Genomic DNA, 22,545 nt, shown 5'->3' on the forward strand with positions numbered 1-22,545 from the left:
TCATACAATTAAGTAGAAATATTTTAATATTTATTAGCCTAATTTTCATGTTTTTTAGTAAATAAAAGGCTGTTAAAGATAAATTATAAAATCTGCAAATCTAAATTGCCATAATCTGTATGTATCTATTATTTCACGATATATCTATTATCATTTTCTTGTTTAGTTCCAATCATAGTGTTTTATTTTTAAACCTAGCAAGCCAAGAATATGTTATTAACAATATGAAAAATTTAATAATTTAAATATTTTTTCCATATTCATTATATCTTTTCCAATCTAAGCCTGAGTCTGAATATGGCTATAAAGTTACAAACTCTTTAATATAATTAAAGAGAAACTTGAAATTAATATTAGAGTGTATGATTAGCAAATTATTTAAATATAATTTCATAGGCATTAATTTTGTAAGACAAATATATATAAAATTCATTTTTTAATTCATTATATATACTTATATTTAATAATCAAATTACATACCATTTCAATATTAAAAATTATAACTAACTAATAAATATAATAACCACATAATTTTTTATACTATTCTAGGTGTATTAATTTTTAAGTATTTATGTTAAATTGTGGTAAATTATACTAACTTGTTTACTCACCCCTATGCAACCATCTTCGGAATTATCTGAAACATCTTCAGCACAAAAAAGTAATATTGCGTTATCAGCGCTTGTTTTATTGGCTCACTATCATGGTATTGCAGTTAATCCGGCAGATATAACGCATAAATACACAGAAAAAGAAGATTTAAATGTTGAACAATGGCTTCTTGCTGCAAAAGATTTAGGGCTGAAAGCAAAGCTGGTAAAACATCGTATAGAGCGGCTTTCATTAGTAGCATTACCAGCAGTAGTCTGGCGTGAGGATGGACAACATTTTATTTTAGCCAGAGTAGATGGCGACCGGTATCTGATACAGGATATAGCACAGGGCAAGCCGGTTATACTCAGCCAAGAAGAATTTGCACAGCGTTACTCTGGCCAACTGATTCTGGTTACTTCTAGAGCATCTGTACTTGGGCAATTAGCTAAATTTGATTTCACATGGTTTATTCCTGCTGTAATTAAATATCGCCGAATTTTTCTAGAAGTATTGGTAGTATCGGTTTTTATTCAGCTTTTCGCTCTGGTGACGCCTATGTTTTTTCAGGTAGTCATGGATAAAGTTCTAGTACACCGCAGTTTCTCTACTCTTGATGTAATTACCTTTGCATTATTGGTAATTATTATTTTTGATGTAGTCCTCAGTGGACTGCGTACTTATATCTTCGCCCATACTACCTCACGTATTGATGTCGAATTAGGTGCAAGACTCTTTCGTCATCTTTTAAGCCTGCCTTTGGCTTATTTTGAACATCGCCGAGTAGGTGATACGGTGGCAAGAGTACGGGAGCTTGAGCAAATCCGTAACTTTTTAACCGGGCAAGCACTGACCTCTGTTCTGGATTTGTGCTTTTCTTTTATATTTCTGATAGTCATGTGGTTTTATAGTGGATGGCTTACATTGGTAGTGATTATTTCACTACCCTGTTATGCCTTCTGGTCTGCCACCATCAGTCCCATACTACGTTCTAGACTGAATGAAAAATTTGCGCGCAATGCTGATAATCAGTCTTTTCTTGTTGAATCGGTAACTGCCATTGGTACGATCAAAGCCATGGCTGTAGAACCTCAGATGACCAGACGCTGGGATCAGCAGCTCGCAGCTTATGTCAGCTCTGGATTCCGTGTTGCCCGTCTGGCTACTATTGGCCAGCAAGGCGTACAGTTTATCCAAAAAATGGTCACACTTATTACTTTATGGCTTGGCGCACATCTGGTAATTAAAGGTGAACTGACTGTAGGACAGTTGATCGCTTTTAACATGCTTGCAGGGCAAGTAGCCGCTCCAGTTATCCGTCTGGCTCAGTTATGGCAGGATTTTCAGCAGGTGGGTATCTCTGTGTCCAGACTTGGGGACATTTTAAATACCCCAACAGAAAATCCCACTTCACGTATGGCCTTACCCAATATTAAAGGACAAATCGAGTTTGAAAAAATCTCTTTTCGCTATCGTCCAGATGGTGCAGAAATTCTACGTGATTTGAACTTAAAGATTAAACCGGGTGAAATACTAGGCATTGTTGGTCGTTCCGGTTCTGGCAAATCTACATTAACCAAACTGGTGCAACGTTTATATACGCCAGAGCGTGGACGGGTACTGGTAGATGGTAATGATTTGGCACTGGCAGACCCTGCGTGGTTACGTCGTCAGGTGGGCGTTGTTTTACAGGAAAACGTTCTGCTAAATCAAAGTATCCGCGCTAATATTGCACTTGCAGATCCTGGCATGCCGTTAGAAAAAATAATGTATGCAGCAAAAATGGCTGGTGCACATGATTTTATTATGGAGTTGCCTGAAGGATACGACACAATCGTTGGTGAGCAAGGTGCAGGATTGTCTGGCGGACAACGACAACGTGTTGCCATTGCTAGAGCACTGGTTGGTAATCCGCGTATTTTAATACTTGATGAAGCGACAAGTGCGCTAGATTATGAGTCTGAACGTGCAATTATGAAAAATATGCAGGCTATTTGTAAAGGTCGTACCGTTTTGATTATTGCTCATCGTTTATCTACAGTGCGTATGGCTAATCGCATTATTGCCATGGATAAGGGTAGCATTGTAGAAGAAGGTACTCATCAAGAATTACTGGCCAAACCAGATGGCTATTATCGCTATTTATATCAGCTGCAAAACAGCTGAAACGAATCAGAATAAGAAAATAATATATGAGTATTCGCATTCAAGCATTTAAAGATTTCCTGCAACGCTATAGCACAGTATGGAAAAATGTGTGGGCCGTACGGTTTCAGCTCGATCCACCTAAACGCGATAAAGATGAACGTGCCTTTTTACCAGCACATCTGGAATTAACCGAAACTCCACTTTCTGCGGCACCAAAGTGGACCGCTCGACTGATTATCCTGTTCGCAGTAATCGCTCTTCTATGGGCTTTAATCGGTAAGCTGGATATTGTTGCAGTGGCCACGGGCAAAACAACACCAGGTGGACGCAGCAAAGTTATTCAACCATTAGAAACTTCGGTAGTAGATAAAATTGCAGTAAAAAATGGCGACCATGTAAAAAACGGGCAAGTACTTGTCGAGTTAAGTGGCATTGGCTCTGACAGTGATTATGCACAATCGGAAAAATCTTTACAGGCGGCTCGTTTGAATAAATTGCGTCTGGAGGCCGTAATCCGCGCATTAGATACTCATCAGCCTCCTATACTGGATAAGAAGCTTGCGACACAGTGGCACCTTAGTCCTGATCAGATTACAGAAGCACAATCTCTGGCTTTAAATCAGTATCAGACTTGGTTTACTCAAGATGCACAATTGCAAACGGTGCTGCGTGAACATCAGGCTCAGCTTCAAGGTACTCAGTCTCAGGTAAGCAAGCTGGAGCAAACTACAGCCATTGAACAAAGCCGTACATCAGACTATAAAGACTTACTGGCACAAAATTTTGTTTCGAAACACGCTTACTATGAACAGGAAAGCAAATTTATTCAGAATAAAAACGATTTAGCTAGTCAGCGCAGTCAGTTACGGCAAATACAGGAAAGTATTCGTGAAGCAGAGCAAAATCGTCAATTACAAACCAGTACACTTAAACGAGATACGCTAGATCAGCTTCGACAGGCAAACGAACAAATACAGCAACTCACTCAAGCAACAGAAAAAGCTTTACAACGCAAACAGCTAATGACTTTGAAATCTCCTGTTGATGGTACAGTACAGCAGCTAGCCACCTATACTGTGGGCGGTGTGGTGACTGCCGCTCAACAGATTATGGTGGTGGTGCCTGATCAGGATCAGATGGAAATTGAAGCAATGGTATCAAATAAAGATATCGGTTTTGTCAAAGCTGGGCAGAATGCAGTTATTAAAATCGAATCTTTCCCCTACACTCGTTATGGTTATCTAACCGGAAAAGTAAAAAATGTTAGCTTTGATGCTATTGAAGATGAAAAACTGGGATTGGTGTTTGCTGCAACAATTGTTCTAGACAAAAATTATTTAATGATAGATGGTAAAAAAGTTAATTTGACTGCAGGTATGAATGTTACTGCTGAAATTAAAACCGGTAAGCGTCGCGTTATTACTTATTTATTAAGCCCGTTACAAACCAAAGTAGATGAAAGTATGCGAGAACGCTGATGCACAAAAATTACCCCTTAAATTGCAGAAAATTTATCTGTACTTTACTCGGCTTCGTATTTCTACACTCTAATGCACAGGCATTCGATTTATTCGAAGCTTGGCAGGCTGCAATCAATTACTCTGCAGATTATGCTGCGGCACAAAGCGAGCGGGATGTACAAAAGGAACAACTGCCACAAACTCGAGCTGCTTTACTGCCGCAAGTAAATACTAACTATGTATACCAGAAACAACCTTCCTCTTTATCCAGTACGACTCAGACTCACGGATGGAATGTTCAGGCAAGTCAATCATTATTTGATAAATCCAAATGGGCACAATATCAGCAGGGGAAAATCACGGCCAGCATGGCTGATTGGCAGCTGGAAAATGTGAAAGAAGATTTACTTTTTAAAGTTGCAAAAGCCTATTTTCAGGTTTTATTGATAGAAGACAAATTAGTTTCAATTGAAAAAGAAAAAGAAGCTTACGCCATGCAAATCAAACAGGCTAAAGCTTTATTCAATAAGGGTGCGGCCACTATTGTAGATACCAATGAAGCTCAGGCAGGCTATGAAGCTGCACGCGCAAAAAAAGTCAGTTCTATGACGGATTTGTTGGTAGCACAAAATATTTTAGCTAATATTACAGGATTGGATCCCAAACAAATAAAGCGGTTGAAACACACCGATTTTGGTGATTTACTTGGGAAAACAAGTAAATCAGACTGGCTGTTGCTGGCACAAAAAAATAATCCGGAATGGCAGCAGCAAAAAATGGCTCTGCAAAATGCTAAACAGGCTTATATTGCCGCCAAAGCTGAAAACTGGCCTAAATTAACTCTAAATGGTGGGTATCAGGATAATCATCAGATTCAGCAGTTTTATGGTATGGATCATGGCACGCGAAGTAAAGGAGGAATTGTAACCGTTCAACTTTCTATGCCTTTATTTTCAGGAGGAATAATTCACAGTAAAATTAAGGAAGCAGCAGCCAAAGAACAGCAAAATAAATTTCAACTAATTGCTACTGAACGTAAAATTGAACTGAACATAGATCAGGCTTATCAAACAACATTAGGTAATCTATACCAGATTCAGGCTCAACAACAATTATTGAAAGCCAATGCAGTAAAACTACAAGCTACGCAATTGGGACGTAAGGTTGGCATACGGAGCAATTTGGACGAATTACAGGCTTTGCAGGCCAAAGCTGATGCAGAGCAAAAACTGGCAGAAGCGCAGTATAGTTACATTACTACATATATTCAGTTACTTCAAAGTGCAGGTGTTCTGACACAAATGAACGAACAGAAAAAACTGCATAAATTGCTTTATTAAATATATATATTATTTGATTTAAGAAAAAATTAAATAGCTATTAAAATTAACTTTGATAACTCTTTTTAAAAGCTGTTTAGATTATTATTTAATCATTCATTGAAAGTTTTGATAAATTAAAATTTAGTTTCTTGAGTAACTTTGCTGACCTATATTTCCCCATGATGAATCATGAACTGAAATTATATGAATAAATTAAAATATATTGAATAACAAATATTCACGTACATTTGAAAGATATTTTTAAAAAGTTATATCCAAAATTCTAATTATTTAGAGTATTTCTTTTGACGTATTTGTTTTTGCTCAGTTGTATTCGATTTTGCTTAAAATAGCTAGCTTATCTCTATCATTCTTATTTATATAAAAAAATCATAATATGATATTGTAAAAAAAATGATTTTTGATTATTCGGAAGAGTTGTAACTTAAGCTGTATTCAATATCAAAATAATATTTCATTTCTGTTGAATTTTATGTGAATTATTTATTATGTACTACTATAGTGGATAAATATAATTGATACCCTACTGATAAACTTCTTTACCTATAGGGCATCAATATATTCTTACTACCTTTTTTCTTGTCGTCTTATAAGATAGACTGCCAAACCTAAAAATAAAAGTGTCGGCAAAAATGCTGCTACCGGTGTTGGCACTCCATATAATTGACTGGTAAAACCAAATAAACGACCCGAGAAATGAAAAAACAAACCCAAACAGATGCCGTAAAATAGTTTCAAGCCCATATTACCGCGCCGGTTTTGTTGGGGGGTAAATGCCAATGCCACCAGTGCCATAACAATGCAGGCTAATGGATAAGCAATTTTGCGCCACCAAGCGAGTTCATAACGAATTATTTGCTGGTGATTATTTTTCAGGTGCTTGATATACGTAGATAATGCGATGATAGACATTTGCTCTGGTGCTACCAGCAAAATATTGAGCAGCTGATGATTTATGGACATATGCCAATCAACATTTTCCAGATGGTTTACGACAATCTGATGTGCTTGTAATATTGATTGGTCTACCTGATGCAAGTGCCATTTTGTCTGTTTACCCGCCTGAGTATGCACATCTACATTAGCACTGGCAGCATGTAATGTTTCACTTAAATGAAATTGATCATCGTGTCGGTATATGCTGATATCTTTTAAACTACCATCTGGCAACATTTCTGCTACATTTACAATATCTTGGCCCTGTTTGAGCCAGATACCGCTATCTCCAGCACTAATAGTGTTTTGACGAGCGTGCAACTGATATTGTTCTGCATATGGTCCTGTTTTAGGAACCACATATTCACCTAATAATGCTGCGATAATTGCAAACATTAGACCAAATTGCAGCATCATACCAATGATGCTGGCCAAACTGATTCCAGATGTTCGGATGACGGTAAATTCACTATGGCTGGCCATTTGATTCAGACAAACCAAAGCACCTACCAGTACGGCCAGAGGCATCAGTTCATAAGCATGAGTAGGAATAAGCAATAAAACATAAAACAGCATTTTATCAGCCGTATATCGTCCGTCACCAACATGGCTAATTTCCCCCATAATATCGAAAAAGCTGTACAAGCTAATCAGCGCTAAAAGTGCATAAATTGTACAAATCGATAGTTGGCTAATTACATAACGATTGAGCAGACGCATTAGGAGCGGCCTCCCAGCAATGATGTAAATGCTGTTTTAAATGGTGCTGAAGGCATATCCCGCCAGCGTAATAGAAATAAAAATACCAGAAACATCAACAGATGCATTGGTATGATACCCAACCAAAGCGGAATACGTCCATTCTCAACTAAGTCACGTAGAAAAGTGAGTCCGTTCTGGTAAATCAGGAAGATGGCTATTGCAATCAGGATATTGTAGGTATGTCCTGTACGCGGATTAAAATAAGACAAAGGTAAGGCAAGCAGAGCCAGAATAATTACGCTAATCGGTAGTGACAACCGCCACATCAGCTCAGCTTTATAAATAGCTTCATTACTACTTAATAGTGCCGCTGTTGGTATGGTATGTCTATTTTGCTTCGGATCAATAATCATTGTATTGACACTGATTACAAGTGTCATTTTGTTAAATGAAGCTCTTTGATAATCTGCTTGTCCGGGTTGTCCGTAATAGCGGAATCCGTCTTCAAGTGTCAGAATTCTTTTTTCTCCATCCTGTTTAAACTCCCCTCTTTTGGCAAATATGGTACTGTCTTTGCCATTTTTTTCTTTTTCACGTACAAAAAGATTGCTGGCCTTGCCCGTATCAGGATCAAAAGTTTCAATGAAATAAACTCGAGGATGGCTTTTGCCTATTTCCCTGAATACGCCCGGTTCGAGCAAAGACATTTCCTGTTTCTGTTTCAGTAATTCTGCAAATTCTCGGCTGCGCCATTCTGCCCAGGGCTGTATCAGCATTGATACCAGTGCAACCAGCACAGAAAATGGTATGCTGAATTTCATAATTGGAAAAATCCAATTTCTTAATGATAAGCCACTGGATAGCCAGATTACCATCTCACTGTCACGCCAGTAGCGTGTCAATACTGTAATGATGCTGATGTAAGCTGTCAGAATTAGTAATACCGGCGTCAGACCTATCGTCCAAAAACCAATCAGCGCTGTTACCGCATCAATGGCTACTCGCCCGCTGGCTGCTCTTCCAAGTAAATTGATTGCCTGAGTAGCCACCAGTACAACAAGTAAAATCACGAATATGCCAACGGCCGTCCATGATAATTCTTTAATAAATTGGCGTTGATAAATCATAAATTAATAAACACATCAGCGACTGTCCATATTTTATTGACAGCCTGCGTTACAATAGGGGAATCCAAATCTGCCTAAAGCTGATTTGAACAGAATATATACAACGCCCTTAGATTGGGAGAAGAAATATGGAATTTAGCATAAAAACCGAACTATTGCAGCCGCAAAACAACAGTTCTTTACTGATTATCGCCGCTGCCAACAATAATCGCAATAACACTGTTATCGATACTTTGCTGTCTCAATTAGACCAGCAAGAAAAAGATTTTCTTGCTACACATACATTTGAGCAGAATCAGCTACAAGCTGTAGCTGTCGCACGTATAGAAGAAGAGGATTATGTCAACATACAAAAACTGGCAACATCTGTAGCATGCTGGGCCAAAGAACAAATTCGGATTGATGTGGATCTGAGCTTAGTTTCAAAAGCCATTGTGCAAAAATGGGTACAGGCATTTACTATCGCTGTAGGTGAAGCAGTTTATCGTTTTGACACTTTTAAAAAAGATACTAAGCCAATCAAATTGGAACAAGTACATTATTATACTAGTCAAGAAGTAAATGAATACCTTATAAAAGCTGAAGCCATAGTTTATGGAATGAATATCTGTAAAGACCTTGGTAATGCACCCGGTAATGTATGTACTCCATCCTATCTGGCCTCTACAGCGGCTAGGATTGCTGAAAACGTAGGTGCCAGTGCTCGTATCATGTCTACTGCAGAACTTCAGGAAATGGGGATGAATGCGTTACTGGCTGTAGCTCAGGGCAGTACAGCAGGTGCATACCTGATTGAACTGCAATATCATGGCGCTCCTGAAGCGGATAAGAAACCAGTGGTATTGGTAGGTAAAGGTATAACCTTTGATTCGGGAGGTATTTCGCTTAAACCCGGCGCAGCTATGGATGAAATGAAATTTGATATGTGCGGCGCAGCTTCAGTTATCGGAGCGTTTGCAGCTGCAGCAAAACTTAAGCTGCCCTTAAACCTAGTTGCAGTTATTCCTACTTGTGAAAATATGCCATCGGGTAATGCTGTCAAGCCGGGTGATGTAGTAAAAGCCATGAATGGATTAAGCATCGAGGTGCTAAATACTGATGCAGAAGGCAGGCTGATTTTATGTGATGCGCTGACCTACGCGGAGCGTTTCCAGCCTAAAGCTGTTATCGATCTCGCTACTTTGACAGGTGCATGTATTATTGCTCTGGGTCATGTAGCTCAGGGAGTACTAGGCAATAATCAACCACTAATAGAACAGTTGTTAGAAGCAGCCAACAATATTAACGATAAAACTTGGCAGTTGCCGTTATTTGATGAATATAAAGAACAGCTGAAATCCAATTTTGCGGATTTGCAAAATATAGGTGGCCGGCCTGCTGGCACGATTACTGCTGCGGCATTTCTTTCTTATTTTACAAAATCCTACCCATGGGCACATTTGGATATCGCTGGTACAGCATGGCATTCCGGATCTAATAAAGGTGCAACAGGCCGACCCGTGCCACTACTAGTGGAGTATCTGCTTCAACAAGTCTAAATGCGAGATGATATGGCCACTACCACTTTTTACACGCACCTCTCTGACATAGTTTCGTTCACCTGCCGGCTGACACAAAAAGTGTTTAAAAGCGGGCTAAGTGTATTAATTTGGCTAGAAGATGCAGGTAAAGTCAACGAACTTGATCATGCTTTGTGGTCTTTTAACGCTACTAGTTTTCTACCCCATGAAATCTGGCCTCACTCACAGCCTTTACCCGTAGAAGGACAATGGGTATTACTTTCTTATGGCAATGATTTACCTGCTATTAAAACTGATTGGGTGGTTATTAATCTGGCAGATGTTTATTGGTCTGACGCACCACAAAGACCAGAGCGTGTATTAGAGCTGGTGGCTAATGATCTGGATGAAGTCGCAATGGCAAGACAAAGATTCCGTACTTATAAGGAAGCAGGATTCGTAATCGAACACCATGATATGCGTAAAGAAAAATAAATCGTCAAACTAAAATTAGCGGGTTTTTATTAACCCGCTAATTTTATATTTTTTATTTTAAAAGTTTGCTAACGACTTGCGATAAAGGCGTATCGGTTACTGGTTGCTGTAGGATATTTTGCAAGGTACGGCTATCTAGAATACCAAACTCAGGACGCTTAGCTGCACACTTATAATCTGCGGTAGCGATGCGTTCTACCTTTACTTTACTATAGCGATCATCTATTTTGGCAGCTTCGATAAAAATGCGCTGAGCAAAATCTGCCCAGCTCATTTGCTGACTACCAGCAAAATGGAATATTCCACGTGGCGAACTATTTAATTCAGCTAGGCGGATGATGGCTTCAGCTAAATCTCCGGCATAGGTTGGACAACCAATTTGGTCATCAACGACCCTGATAGTCGGTGCTTCCAAACCTTTTTGCAACATAATTTTAACAAAATTGTGGCCATGTTCACTGTAAACCCAAGAAGTTCGGATGACTGCAGTTTCAACATGGGCATTTAAAGCAAGTAATTCACCTGCCAATTTACTGTGTCCGTAAATATTTGCTGGATTAGGAGCCATATTTTCAGTGAGCACTACATGATGATGGCCATCAAATACCTGCTCAGTGGACAAATGAATCAAACGTGCACCAATCGACTGTGCAGCCTGTGCTAGATTCAGAGTTCCGGTTGCATTAACTGCAAATGCTTTATCGCTATCTGTTTCAGCGGCATCGACTTTAGTATAACCGGCAGCATTGATGATCATATCCGGTTCAAATGTCTTAACCATATTGAGCACATTATGTGCATCTGTAATATTCAGTGTCTGAGAATCACTGGCTATCAATTCCCAGTTTTCAGGAAATCTTTCCCGCAAGCAACTTCCTACCTGACCTTTTGAACCCGTTAATAGAATACGCATAGCGAAGCCTTTATTATCAATGAGCAATGTAATAATTAATATTGTAATATCAATAATGCTGCATACATTATGTAGGATTAGTAAAATAAACTAACAATGAGAATATTGTTACACAACGAAATTTTATTTTCAGCTGTGTTTGATACATTAATTAAAGAATGTTTGATATAGGTAGATTTTTAACTGCTATAACAAACTACCTTTTAACCAAGAAGCACTCTGCTCATGGCGAATTGTCCAGCGACAATCATTACCCAGCAGTCTAAGATCGACTGATTGCCATTCAGATTCATTCAATGCCTCTTGATTTTCAGGAAGTTCGATTGCGTTTCTTGCGGATGAACCTAGAATCTTAGGCGCCTGATAATAAATAATTTCGTCTACTGCTTGGCTTGCCAGTAAAGCAGAATTCAAGGTCGCGCCCGTTTCCGCGAGAATCAAACCGATATTACGTTGAACCAGTATCGGCCAAAGTTCGGAAAGTTCTATTTGTCCGTACTGGTTTGGAGGCATGGTTACAACGGAAACATGGGGATATGGTGCAAAAACGGCATGTTTAGCCTTGTCTCGGATTGTAGTCACAATTAGTGATGGACTATTTGCATCCTGAATCACATGGAAAGCAGGAGTAATACGCAGCTGACTATCCAAAATAATACGCACTGGCTGGCGCAAGGTTGTAAACCTCCGCACATTCAACAGTGGATCATCTGCAATAACGGTATTGATACCTGTTAAGACTGCACAGCTCTCAGCGCGCAATGTATGAACATCATTACGAGCAGCATCACTTGTAATCCACTGGCTTTGCCCATTACTCAATGCAGTTTTACTATCAAGACTGGCTGCAATTTTTAGTCTGATATAAGGTTTGTTTCTTTCTTGTCTAGAAAGGAAACCTGGATTAAGTTCACGCGCCTGTAAGGTAAACAATCCGCTTTCAACATTCACACCAGCTTGTTCCAGCATCTTTATACCCTTGCCACTAACCTGTGGATTAGGGTCTAGCATGGCCACAACAACGCGCTTAATACCTGCTTCAATCAACGCCTGTGCACAGGGCCCCGTTTTACCTGTATGACTGCAAGGCTCTAGTGTGACATATGCAGTAGCATCGAGAGCCAATGATCCAGCCTGTTTCAACGCATTAACCTCAGCATGAGCTAAACCAGTTTGCACATGGAAACCCTCACCTACTATCTGCTCACCATGAGCAATTACACATCCAACCCGGGGATTGGGAGAAGTAGAAAACCGCCCTTGCCAGGCCAGATCAAGGGCGGTTTGCATAAATTTTCTATCCAGCTCGGAAAAGCTCATCATTAACTATTCTGTAAATTAATTGTTTTCAAAGTAGCTGCCAGAGCATCATCAGAGGCACTATCGCTGCTGGCACAAACTGTATACAGATTTCCATTTGCCACTAATGCAACACAGCTTTCATTTAATAAAGTACCGTTTTGCTGATGGCTGAAGCGGTAATTCATGCGGTTTTCAGTAGCAATTCCCAGCTTAACTTTGCTTATGGCTGCGTTGTTTTTCAAGCTATCTGCTAAATTTTTAAAATATTCGTCTGGTTTGATTTTCATTACGCCCAGATTATTTACCGCCAGTGTAATATTGCTGTCATCATCGTGCTGCAATAATGTCAGATTCTTTACCTGACTCTGATCAACCCAGTCAGAGGCACTATCCAAAACATCAGTAAAATCACCATCTAACACAATGCTAACTTTGCCATCGTTACTGCTTAATGTTTGAGTAGAGGTTGCATTAGTCTCAGAAGCGTCACTGGCACTACTTGCTGCCTGAGTATCGCTGGCATCAATCGTTACAGAGGTATCTTTCTGTTTACAAGCAGATAAACTCAGCAAAGCGATTGCAACCAGCAACCATAAACGAGATTTCAACATGATAAATTCAAGCTTTCATGACAAGGCATAATGGTTACAAAGTATAACAAGATTTAGCCGCCATTGCAGCGAACAGAAAGAAACAGCATGAGAATTTATACTTCTAATTTTTCTTTTTTAAACTAGCGATGAGCTGTGTGAATTCTGAAACATCATGAAAACTTTTATATACCGATGCAAAGCGGACATACGCTACTTCATCCAGTTTTGCCAGTAACCCAAGTACCATATCTCCAATCATATGGCTGGGCACTTCTTTAATACCCATATGGTAAAGATTGGTTTCAATCTCTGCTACTGCATTCTCAATACTTTCTCTATCCATTGGCCGTTTATGCAATGCCCTACTAATACTGGTATAAAGTTTAGCAGGATCAAAAAGCACTTTTTCACCTGTCCGCTTGATAATCAAAGGCATGCGCATTTCCACTACTTCCAGTGTACTAAAGCGGCTATCACAGGCAAGACAGCGGCGACGGCGGCGAATACTATTATTACCTTCACTCAGACGAGTATCTATTACCTGTGTATTATGATGTTGACAAAAGGGACATTTCATATAAATGCAAATTGATAAAAAAGAATTGAACAACTATTGTGGCAGGCACTACCAAGGCTGGCAAGCTTCTTTATACACAGAGTTAGTACAATTCGAACATAAAGCGCAAACTTATCCACCTGTACACAAATTTCAGCGCAAAACTGCGGGTAAAATCTGGGGATAACTATAATATACTATTGTTTTTTAGAAAATATTTTTAATTGATTAAAAAATAGGCAATTTATAAATACCTACCAATATTAAGTGTATACAACAATCGGGAACTATATATTCACTGAGCTAAAATCATCTACATCAACCTGTGAAAACATAATAAACATTGAAATAAAATTCACAAATAAACAAAGATGTGGAAGGATTGATTAAATTTTGGATTTATCTAAAACAAAAAGAAAAAGTACCATTTATATATATTGTAGATATTACAAAATTAATAGACATAATAATTGTGATTACAAAAAAAGATTTCTGTAAAAAAGCTACTCTGTTAAATATTTTCGCATCAGCAGGCAATTCACCGTAACCTCTTTATTAAGCGGCAAAGCACATTCTCCCAAAGAAACATAGCCATTGATTTCATAAAACTTTACAGAATTAAGCGATGCATACAGCTTCAGCATCCCCAAACCTGCACGAATGGCAACATTTTCAGCACGCTGCAACAAAGCCGTTCCTAACCCCTGATTATGTACAAACGGATGGATATATAATGCATCCAATTGTGCCTCAACAAGATCCATTTGAAAAAAACCCTGTATATGGCCCTTATAATCAACTACCCATAAAGCTTTATTTGTATCAGCCAGAGTATGTAAATAACTTTCAATATTTAATAATGATAACCAAGCTTTCAACACGGTTTCATCATACTTGCGTGCGCAAGTATATTGCACTGCATAGCGATGCGCATTGTAGATGTCTTCACAATCCTCCGCCCGTGCCGGACGCAAATAAGTAATAATACTCATAACAATTCTTTAAATTAGGTCTGCACTACGTAGATTTACTCATCAAATATTAAGATTTTATATCACACACACATAATTAAGCAAAACAACACCTTTCATTCATAATAAGCAGGTGATAGCATATAGATAGATATCATACAGCGACAGGTTATAACATCATGAATAAAAAAACTATTTATTTAGCTGGCGGTTGCTTTTGGGGTATGAAAGGCTATTTTAAAAGACTAAAAGGCGTGTTGCACACGGAAGCAGGTTATGCCAATGGACGTACTACTAATCCCAGTTACGAAGAGGTATGCAACCAAAATACCGGCCACGCCGAAACCATCAAACTTGAATACGATGCAGACATTCTGTCCTTAACAGATATTCTGCGACATTTTTTTCGAATCATTGACCCCACTACCCTAAACCGGCAGGCCCACGATGTAGGTACCCAGTACCGCAGTGGTATTTATTATGTTGATGCAGCTGATCGCGATATTATTCAGGCGGCCATCAAAGCTGAACAGGGTCGGTACACAGCACCAATTGTTGTGGAAAATCTGCCATTACAAAATTTTTTCCCGGCTGAAGAATATCATCAGGACTATCTGGATAAAAATCCACAGGGCTATTGCCATATTGATTTACAAAAAGCGCGTGAACCATTGCCCGAACTGCCTCAGCCAACTACTCCTACTCAAGCCTACAACCCTAATTCATTTCACAAACCCGATAATGCTGCTTTACATCAACAGTTAAGCGAAGAAGCCTATCAGGTAACACAGAATTCTGCTACCGAACGACCTTTTAGCCATCCCTATGATGAGCTGTTTGTTCCCGGTATTTACGTGGATATTGTAAGTGGAGAACCCTTATTCAGTTCGCGTGACAAATTCAATTCCGGCTGTGGCTGGCCCGCTTTTAGCCAGCCAATTCAATCAGAAGCCGTTAGTGAACATCATGATAACAGCCATGGTATGCAACGCACAGAGATACGTAGCCATCAGGCTGATTCGCATTTAGGACATGTATTCAATGATGGTCCGCAAGAACGGGGTGGTTTGCGCTACTGTATCAACGGCTCTAGCCTGCGCTTCATTCCATATGATGAAATGGAAGCAGCAGGCTATGGCGCTTATAAGGATATGGTCAAATAATATCTACCGTTTAGGCAGCACGGGTGCAATAGCCATGCTGCCTGATTAAAGATTTAAATACTACTGCCCATATCTAGAACCAAAGCAATATTTAACCGATATTATTTTGAAATTAAGAACCTACATCTTTCTATGCACTGATGCGGACAACAACGAATAATAAAAAATTACCTGAAAACGATCAAACAGGTATCATGTGAACTAACCAAACCTAAACCCATCAGGAACACCCCGTTATGCCATGGAATTTTCCGATATTGCTCACTTGGTTGCGTATCCTTATCATTCCTGTATTCACCCTCTTATTTTATTTGCCTACAGACTGGATCAGCGACCGTCAGATTATCAACTGGCTAGCGGCAGGCTTTTTTGCAGCCGCGGCCATTACTGACTGGTTTGATGGATATCTGGCACGCCGATGGGGGCAAACATCTAATTTTGGTGCTTTCCTTGACCCTGTTGCCGATAAACTAATGGTAGCTGTAGCCTTGATATTACTAGTAGCAACCGGCCGCACTTACGCTATATTTGCCATGATAATTATCGGGCGGGAAATCACCATTTCTGCTTTGCGTGAATGGATGGCTCAACTGGGTAAACGCAATAGTGTGGCAGTAGCCAAACTAGGCAAATTCAAAACCGCGGCTCAAATGGGTGCCATATTTATACTATTGATGACATCTCCCCCATTAGCAGAACCCAATCTGCTATGGAAAATTGGAAATATTCTGATGCTTGTAGCCTGCATTCTGACCATCTGGTCCATGCTGTATTATTTAAAAATGGCTACTAAAGAATTTAAATCTTAAAAAATCATAGTGAAAGCAAAAAAAAACAAGCAAGCTTCACTAATAGCCTTGACACAGATTTTTTCATCGATATAATGTTGCTTCTTCATTCAGTACGAATGAGCAACGCGGGAATAGCTCAGTTGGTAGAGCGCAACCTTGCCAAGGTTGAGGTCGCGAGTTCGAGACTCGTTTCCCGCTCCAAAAAAACATGCTCACATGTATAAAGTGAAAATGCGGGAATAGCTCAGTTGGTAGAGCGCAACCTTGCCAAGGTTGAGGTCGCGAGTTCGAGACTCGTTTCCCGCTCCAAAAAACATGCTCACATGTATAAAGTGAAAATGCGGGAATAGCTCAGTTGGTAGAGCGCAACCTTGCCAAGGTTGAGGTCGCGAGTTCGAGACTCGTTTCCCGCTCCAGATTTTGATTTAGTAGTTGCTCTACCCGATTGAGTAAATATTTAAGATTTAAGGCGGGATGGCAGAGTGGTCATGCAGCGGACTGCAAATCCGTGTACGCCGGTTCGATTCCGACTCCCGCCTCCAGATAGTTTGAATAGTTTTATGGCGGGGTGGCAGAGTGACTATGCCACAGTGTGCAAAGCTGTGTAGGCCGGTTTAAATCCGTGCCCCCGCCTCCAACATAAAAGTTAATACATCTTTTGTATTAATTTCCATCCGCCCGGGTGGTGAAATAGGTAGACACAACGGACTTAAAATCCGTCGGCTCTTAAAACGGCCGTGCCGGTTCGATTCCGGCTCCGGGCACCATTCTATACTCTCATATACTCATAAATGTACAAACTTGTGCAAATGAGTTTGAACTTTAGATATTTAAAGTTGTTCAAGTTTTTAATCCTATTTATAGCAGAATATAACATCTACACCAAGAATTGGTACACAGCTAATTTTTAGATTATCTTCGTACAGTCTTATTCAGTTACCGATTTGAGTGTGATATCAGCAGTTTTCTATGCAAACTTGGGAAAACAAACTAGAACTGAACTGTGATAATCAATCCACATAATATTGCATCCAATGGTAAACCTTTAATCAGTTCAGATATAGCTTGAGTTTTTTTCTAATATTGCTCAATCAAAGTACTCGAACTAAAACTTGAGTTTTAAGCACTACAAGTATCAATCTTAATATACGTATAACTTACTTTATTTTAAATTTTAATAAGCCGATGTGAGAGCTTAAGAAAAAGCCAAATCCTTGCATTATGCTCTATTGATTCTTCAGGCTAAAAAACCAAAAAATAATAAATTATACAAATAACACGTATTTCTAAGAATGTCAGAAGCTTATCAATCACAAATTAGTCAAAAACACATGCATTGTGAAAGTTGAAATATTTATTCCAAACATTCTAACCTGAAAATAGTAATAAACATATAAGCTTTCGACATCAAGCTTGTTACAGTATAACAACTTAATAAAAATTAAATAAATTCATCAATATAAAAATACATAATCAATAATATTAAAATAATTTAATTCTGTTTATGCGTACTTTGTCTCTATATCATCTGGATTAATATTTAATAATTCAAGCATTTTGAGTCTAGCAGCTAATTTTAGAGCTTTTTATCTCACAAAAGTTACTACCTGAGGGAAAGAAATAACTTAAAGAACTACCCATGCAAAATATGCAGCAATTAAGTCTTAATTCAGCCTTGATATTATGATGTGATAAGAAAACGTTATTGATCAAAATGAGCTGGCGTACCAAATTAATACATTTTGATGATTGATAATATAGCACTTTTATGTGAGTGCCTATTAATCTATATTTATATCAATTTTTATTAAATTTGCAGAAATTAATATATTTTTATAAATAAAAATATTTCAATACAGAAATCTGAATTTTTACTCATTAATTAAAATCTATTTTACAGTAGTTAGGCTTGAGATTATTACAGACCCATAGCTTGACGAATTAGCTGATTTTTAAGCGAATCTAAATTATTCACCATATTCATTCCCTGATTGCGCAACCAGCTTATTCCGGGTAGGTAATTATTGGCAAACAGTCTGAACAATCCATCACAACCCTGCTGCATTGTACGCACTGCTAGTAAGCGGGAACGCTGATATTGTCTGAGCAAAGACCAGCTACCTAAATCATCGGCATGTACTAGCAACTGACTGAGATATTCTACATCTGCGAAACCCAGATTAACACCTTGTCCTGCCAAAGGATGAACGGTATGTGCTGCATCACCAATCAAAGCAATACGCTGACTGATGATAGTCTGCGGCTGGCGCTTAATAAGGTTGAAAGCAAATACCGGAGTGATCGGGCTTAGTTCACCCAACTGATAATTGCCTGCTTCAGCTACTTTACAAGCAAAATCTTCACCATTCAGGTGTGAAAGCTTGTCTGCGGAAGCTGTAGACCAAACAATGGAAATTTGATGCCCTGGTAAAGGCAGATAAGCAAGAATATCGCCATGACTAAACCACTGATAAGCGCAACCGTGATGATATTTTTCTGTGTTGAAATTAGCTACCAAACCTTGCTGCTGGTACGGTGAAACGTTTACTGTAATACCTGCCTGCTGCCGTAGCCACGATTGAGCACCATCAGCACCTATGAGTAACTGACTGCGATAAGAAGAGCCATTTTCCAATGTAAGCTGTGCTGACCAGACATCAGTGCTTATCATTTGGGGCTTACTTTGCACAATGGTTACATCAGTCTCTACCAAAGCAAGCCATATTCTGGCTAGCAAATAGCGGTTTTCCAGCATGTAGTTCAGATAAGGTACTTTTACGCTGGCTGCATCAAAACTGATATGCCCGTTGGTGTCGCCATGTACTTCCATACGGCTTACTGGCTGTACCCTCTCGGCAGGCCATACACCTAATTTATTTAAAAGCTGTTGGTTGGCTGGGCTAATTGCATAGATACGCGCATCCCATGATTGAGTCAGACTGGTCAGCTTGGTTGTTGGTGGTGCTTTTTCTACTAGTAATACACTTTTGCCCTGCTGCTGCAATATGAGTGCCAAAGTTGCTCCAATTAGCCCACCACCGAGAACAATGATGTCAAAATCTGTTTGCTGCTTATGCTGCATTTTACGTCCTTATCATGCCAATATTCTTATTCAGCAAAATTTGTGAAGGATGAATTCAGACCATAAACCAATTGTTTGGTAAATGACTGTCTGAACGCTGGTATAGCACCCAGAATACTCATCCCTAAACTCTGGCCGTAAGCCAGACCACTATGGGCATGATCAAACAGTTGAACCAAAGCATGTGTGAAACCTACAACCACATTCGCATCATAAGCACGTGCTTGTGCATAGTTTCGTGCCAAAATATCATTATCCAGTTTTGCAATATCAAATGAGCCAAATACTACACTTAGTGTTTCTGCATCACGTACACCCAAATTCAGCCCCTGAGCAGCCACGGGATGCATGGTCTGAGCTGCATTACCGATACAGATTACTCGCTGGCTGTAAACACGGCTAAGCTGCCGCAATTGTAGTGGAAAAGTTGCCACATTGCCTATCTGACAAAGCCGGCCAAGACGGTTTCCCAGCACCGTTTGTAACTGCTGATTCATCGCATCCAAATCCATCTGCTGGCGTTGTTTTGCTTCCTGCGGCGTACATGTCCATACTAAACGAAAATCATTTGCATACGGCAATAATGCCAATGGACCATTAAGGGTGAAACGTTCATAAGCAACGGATTGATTGGAGAATTCAAATTTAAGAGTACTGACCAAAGCCTGTTGCTGATAATCGTAGCTGCGTATCTGAATATCAGGTAAGTCTGCGGCCAAATTACCGCCCTCAGCGAGAATTAGCCATTGCGCAGTAAATATGCGTGTCTGAAGCTGACTCTGGCACTGGATAGAAGCCCAATGTGGCGTTGTATGTATTTTTTCTACCTTAGTCTGCCATTGTACGGGAACCCGAAGTTTAGTCAGTGCTTGTTCACAGGCCTGAACCAATTTCACATAATCAATGGTGGCACCGAGATAAGGCAGATTTATATCCTGAGCTGACAATAGTACTCGACCAAAATGATGCTGCCGCGAAACGTGCACCTTCTGAATGAAAGTAAAAACATCGTCTGGGAGTTCCACTCCCGCATGACGAAATATTTGAATACTGTGATACGACAAAGCCAGTGTACGCTGATCGGTCAATCTGCTGCCGGCGGCACGAGCCTCAAGCAATAATACAGATTTTCCCTGTTGCTGCAACATCAGGGCTGCAAGCATACCCACCGGACCAGCACCGATAATCACAATCGGATAATGTGACAATGGTTGCATGATGCACCCTTTTACAATCAGAAAAACAGATTCTAACGTAATTTACCACTCGATAAAGTAAAAACAGCCATATAAGCATTATCCCTATCTGTACTTGGCATAGATTTTAGTGCGGCAGATTTTTTCTGCTCATTACACATATGTTTTCTATGGCAGATAAAGCTAATTATCTTATTGATAAATTGAAGTTGTGGTCTGGTTTTTTCTTTATTACTAGGAAATGAATATTGTCTGCTAGCTTTGCACATGTGCTCAAGGCTAATTATGTTCAGCCTTTTTTCGCATCAGTACACCACCTATCAGCATAGCCAGCAGTTGAGCGCTAATCAATGTGACTGCTGTCATAAACCAGCCACCACTTTCAAAAGCATGGCCACAAAGCAGTGAACCCGTAAAACCACCAGCATAGTAACACATGTAATATAACCCAGAAGCTAGCGAGCGGCCTTCTGTGACATTAGCAGATATATAAGTAATGGTGGAAGACTGAGTAATAAAAATTCCACTGCTCATCACGGCAAGTGCCAAAACAATCATCCACAATGGATGCAATAATGTTAATAATACGCCGAAAATCGACAAACTCATGGCCATTAATACAGTTAGATTAGTTCCAAATTTGATAATCAGACGAGCTGACAACGGTGTAATAATCATACCTATCAGATACACCGCAAATATATTGGCCAGTTGCGAGCTTGAAAGATTATAAGGCGGCTGATCCAAATACAGATTAATATAAGTGAAACATCCAACCAATGAAAACAGTACACAAAAACCTAGTGCACACGCCGCAAGAACGTAACGATTGTGCAGATGATGCCAGAGAGTCTTCAATGCGGTTGAAACCTGTGGCTTAGCTTCAAACTGTTTGGATGCTGGCAAGTTGCGCCAAACCAGTATGCCCCCCAGCAAACTGATGATACCCATTATCATAAATGCATGTCGCCAGCCGATAAATTCAGTGAGATAACCCATCAAAAACCGGCCAAGAAAGCCACCAAGCACTGTACCGGAAACAAAGAAACTCATAAGCCTGATGCGCGGATTGCCACTGAATTCTTCGCCTATATAAGCCAGCAATACTACAGTGATACCGGGAACAGCCAACCCTTGTACAAATCGCAGCCACCAAAGCCAGCTGATGCTATGCACAAAAGACACAGCCAGTGTTGGGATAGAGATAAATATGATTGAACCAACAATAAACATCTTGCGTCCGAAAGCATCTGAAATCATACCTAGAAACGGAGACATCAATGCGACTGCCAGAATAGTAGCGCCTACGGTTGAGCCGACAGTAGCAGCACTGGCATGAAATTCCTGCATTAGCACAGGCAATATGGACTGCACAGAATAGACTTGCACAAAAGCCAGAGCCCCGATGAGTAATACGGTAAATATGAGAGCAAGATTTAGTTTAGGTTTGGCTAAAGCCGCAGATAAGTCAGACATAATTGATTAAAACTATTCAACTTCACTTATCAATCATGTGAAATCATCAAGATAGGTGAAGCAAAGGGTTATGAATAATGTTTTTTAACATGAGTTAAATTTTGTGGAATGGTAATTATACCCTTTATATAAAATGTTGCTTTTCTGCTTTTCAAAAGGTTTGAGAACAACTTTGGATTTTCAGCAGTAATAATTTCACGC

General features: G+C 39.5%; 16 protein-coding genes, 6 tRNA genes and 1 pseudogene. 13 read left to right on the forward strand and 10 right to left on the reverse strand.

What is annotated here, in order from left to right:
• Positions 1–615 precede the first annotated feature (615 nt).
• The 3 genes from BHC43_RS08595 to BHC43_RS08605 are packed head-to-tail and all read left to right on the forward strand — an operon-like array spanning position 616 to position 5,539.
• Positions 616–2,757, forward strand: a complete 2,142-nt coding sequence (locus BHC43_RS08595) for a type I secretion system permease/ATPase (protein WP_100157125.1) — start codon at positions 616–618, stop codon at positions 2,755–2,757.
• 32 nt (positions 2,758–2,789) lie between these two features.
• A complete protein-coding gene (locus BHC43_RS08600; protein WP_180297467.1) occupies positions 2,790–4,217 on the forward strand; it encodes an HlyD family type I secretion periplasmic adaptor subunit in 1,428 nt (475 codons plus the stop codon).
• The gene (locus BHC43_RS08605) at positions 4,217–5,539 is read left to right on the forward strand and encodes a TolC family protein (protein WP_100157127.1); all 1,323 of its coding nucleotides are present in this window, start codon (positions 4,217–4,219) and stop codon (positions 5,537–5,539) included. Before BHC43_RS08600 ends, BHC43_RS08605 begins: the two co-directional genes overlap by 1 nt.
• Positions 5,540–6,109: 570 nt before the next feature.
• Here the strand turns inward: BHC43_RS08605 and lptG are convergent.
• Positions 6,110–7,198 carry an LPS export ABC transporter permease LptG gene (gene lptG, locus BHC43_RS08610; protein WP_100141313.1) on the reverse strand — a complete coding sequence of 363 codons (1,089 nt, stop codon included), beginning with the start codon at positions 7,196–7,198 and terminating at the stop codon, positions 6,110–6,112.
• Complete coding sequence (gene lptF, locus BHC43_RS08615; protein ID WP_100157128.1) at positions 7,198–8,307, reverse strand: LPS export ABC transporter permease LptF; 1,110 nt, start codon at positions 8,305–8,307, stop codon at positions 7,198–7,200. The genes lptG and lptF overlap by 1 nt, the downstream gene beginning before the upstream one ends.
• Before the next feature lie 128 nt (positions 8,308–8,435).
• Between lptF and BHC43_RS08620 the strand changes: the two genes are divergently transcribed.
• Positions 8,436–9,845, forward strand: coding sequence for a leucyl aminopeptidase (locus BHC43_RS08620; RefSeq protein WP_100157129.1), 1,410 nt, complete (start codon positions 8,436–8,438; stop codon positions 9,843–9,845).
• Positions 9,846–9,857: 12 nt separating this feature from the next.
• Complete coding sequence (locus BHC43_RS08625) at positions 9,858–10,301, forward strand: DNA polymerase III subunit chi (protein ID WP_180297464.1); 444 nt, start codon at positions 9,858–9,860, stop codon at positions 10,299–10,301.
• Between the two features lie 52 nt (positions 10,302–10,353).
• On the opposite strand, the gene rfbD is transcribed toward BHC43_RS08625, so the two are convergent.
• The 5 genes from rfbD to BHC43_RS08650 form a co-directional block, all read right to left on the reverse strand.
• Complete coding sequence (gene rfbD / locus BHC43_RS08630) at positions 10,354–11,214, reverse strand: dTDP-4-dehydrorhamnose reductase (RefSeq protein ID WP_100157131.1); 861 nt, start codon at positions 11,212–11,214, stop codon at positions 10,354–10,356.
• A gap of 186 nt (positions 11,215–11,400) precedes the next feature.
• Positions 11,401–12,537, reverse strand: a complete 1,137-nt coding sequence (gene ribD, locus BHC43_RS08635; protein WP_100141318.1) for a bifunctional diaminohydroxyphosphoribosylaminopyrimidine deaminase/5-amino-6-(5-phosphoribosylamino)uracil reductase RibD — start codon at positions 12,535–12,537, stop codon at positions 11,401–11,403.
• Entirely contained in the window at positions 12,537–13,127 is a 591-nt protein-coding gene (locus BHC43_RS08640) for a cytochrome C (protein ID WP_100157132.1), read from the reverse strand. Before BHC43_RS08640 ends, ribD begins: the two co-directional genes overlap by 1 nt.
• Before the next feature lie 103 nt (positions 13,128–13,230).
• A complete protein-coding gene (gene nrdR / locus BHC43_RS08645) occupies positions 13,231–13,686 on the reverse strand; it encodes a transcriptional regulator NrdR (protein ID WP_100141320.1) in 456 nt (151 codons plus the stop codon).
• Positions 13,687–14,168: 482 nt separating this feature from the next.
• Positions 14,169–14,657 (reverse strand): GNAT family N-acetyltransferase, encoded by a 489-nt coding sequence (locus BHC43_RS08650; protein WP_100141321.1) that lies wholly within the window; start codon positions 14,655–14,657, stop codon positions 14,169–14,171.
• A 155-nt stretch (positions 14,658–14,812) separates the two neighbouring features.
• On the opposite strand from BHC43_RS08650, the pseudogene msrAB reads away from it, so the two are divergent.
• From msrAB to BHC43_RS08685, 8 genes and pseudogenes are all read left to right on the forward strand, one after another.
• Positions 14,813–15,799, forward strand: a pseudogene (gene msrAB, locus BHC43_RS08655) (bifunctional peptide-methionine (S)-S-oxide reductase MsrA/peptide-methionine (R)-S-oxide reductase MsrB); the annotation flags it as partial.
• A 236-nt stretch (positions 15,800–16,035) separates the two neighbouring features.
• A complete protein-coding gene (gene pgsA, locus BHC43_RS08660) occupies positions 16,036–16,608 on the forward strand; it encodes a CDP-diacylglycerol--glycerol-3-phosphate 3-phosphatidyltransferase (RefSeq protein WP_100141323.1) in 573 nt (190 codons plus the stop codon).
• Positions 16,609–16,715: 107 nt separating this feature from the next.
• Positions 16,716–16,791 (forward strand) — tRNA-Gly (locus BHC43_RS08665).
• Between the two features lie 32 nt (positions 16,792–16,823).
• Positions 16,824–16,899 (forward strand) — tRNA-Gly (locus tag BHC43_RS08670).
• A gap of 31 nt (positions 16,900–16,930) precedes the next feature.
• Positions 16,931–17,006, forward strand: a tRNA-Gly gene (locus BHC43_RS08675).
• 52 nt (positions 17,007–17,058) lie between these two features.
• Positions 17,059–17,132: transfer RNA gene (locus BHC43_RS08680), tRNA-Cys, on the forward strand.
• Between the two features lie 20 nt (positions 17,133–17,152).
• A tRNA-Cys gene (locus BHC43_RS10780) sits at positions 17,153–17,227 on the forward strand.
• A 39-nt stretch (positions 17,228–17,266) separates the two neighbouring features.
• Positions 17,267–17,357, forward strand: a tRNA-Leu gene (locus tag BHC43_RS08685).
• A gap of 1,151 nt (positions 17,358–18,508) precedes the next feature.
• Here BHC43_RS08685 and BHC43_RS08690 read toward each other — a convergent pair.
• From BHC43_RS08690 to BHC43_RS08700, 3 genes are all read right to left on the reverse strand, one after another.
• Entirely contained in the window at positions 18,509–19,672 is a 1,164-nt protein-coding gene (locus BHC43_RS08690; protein WP_100157134.1) for an FAD-dependent monooxygenase, read from the reverse strand.
• 26 nt (positions 19,673–19,698) lie between these two features.
• Positions 19,699–20,889: an FAD-dependent monooxygenase gene (locus BHC43_RS08695; RefSeq protein ID WP_100157135.1), complete on the reverse strand. Its 1,191-nt coding sequence runs from the start codon at positions 20,887–20,889 to the stop codon at positions 19,699–19,701.
• A gap of 258 nt (positions 20,890–21,147) precedes the next feature.
• Positions 21,148–22,344, reverse strand: a complete 1,197-nt coding sequence (locus BHC43_RS08700) for an MFS transporter (protein WP_100157136.1) — start codon at positions 22,342–22,344, stop codon at positions 21,148–21,150.
• Positions 22,345–22,545: the final 201 nt, after the last annotated feature.

Source organism: Snodgrassella alvi, assembly GCF_002777855.1.
GTDB lineage: Bacteria > Pseudomonadota > Gammaproteobacteria > Burkholderiales > Neisseriaceae > Snodgrassella > Snodgrassella alvi_E.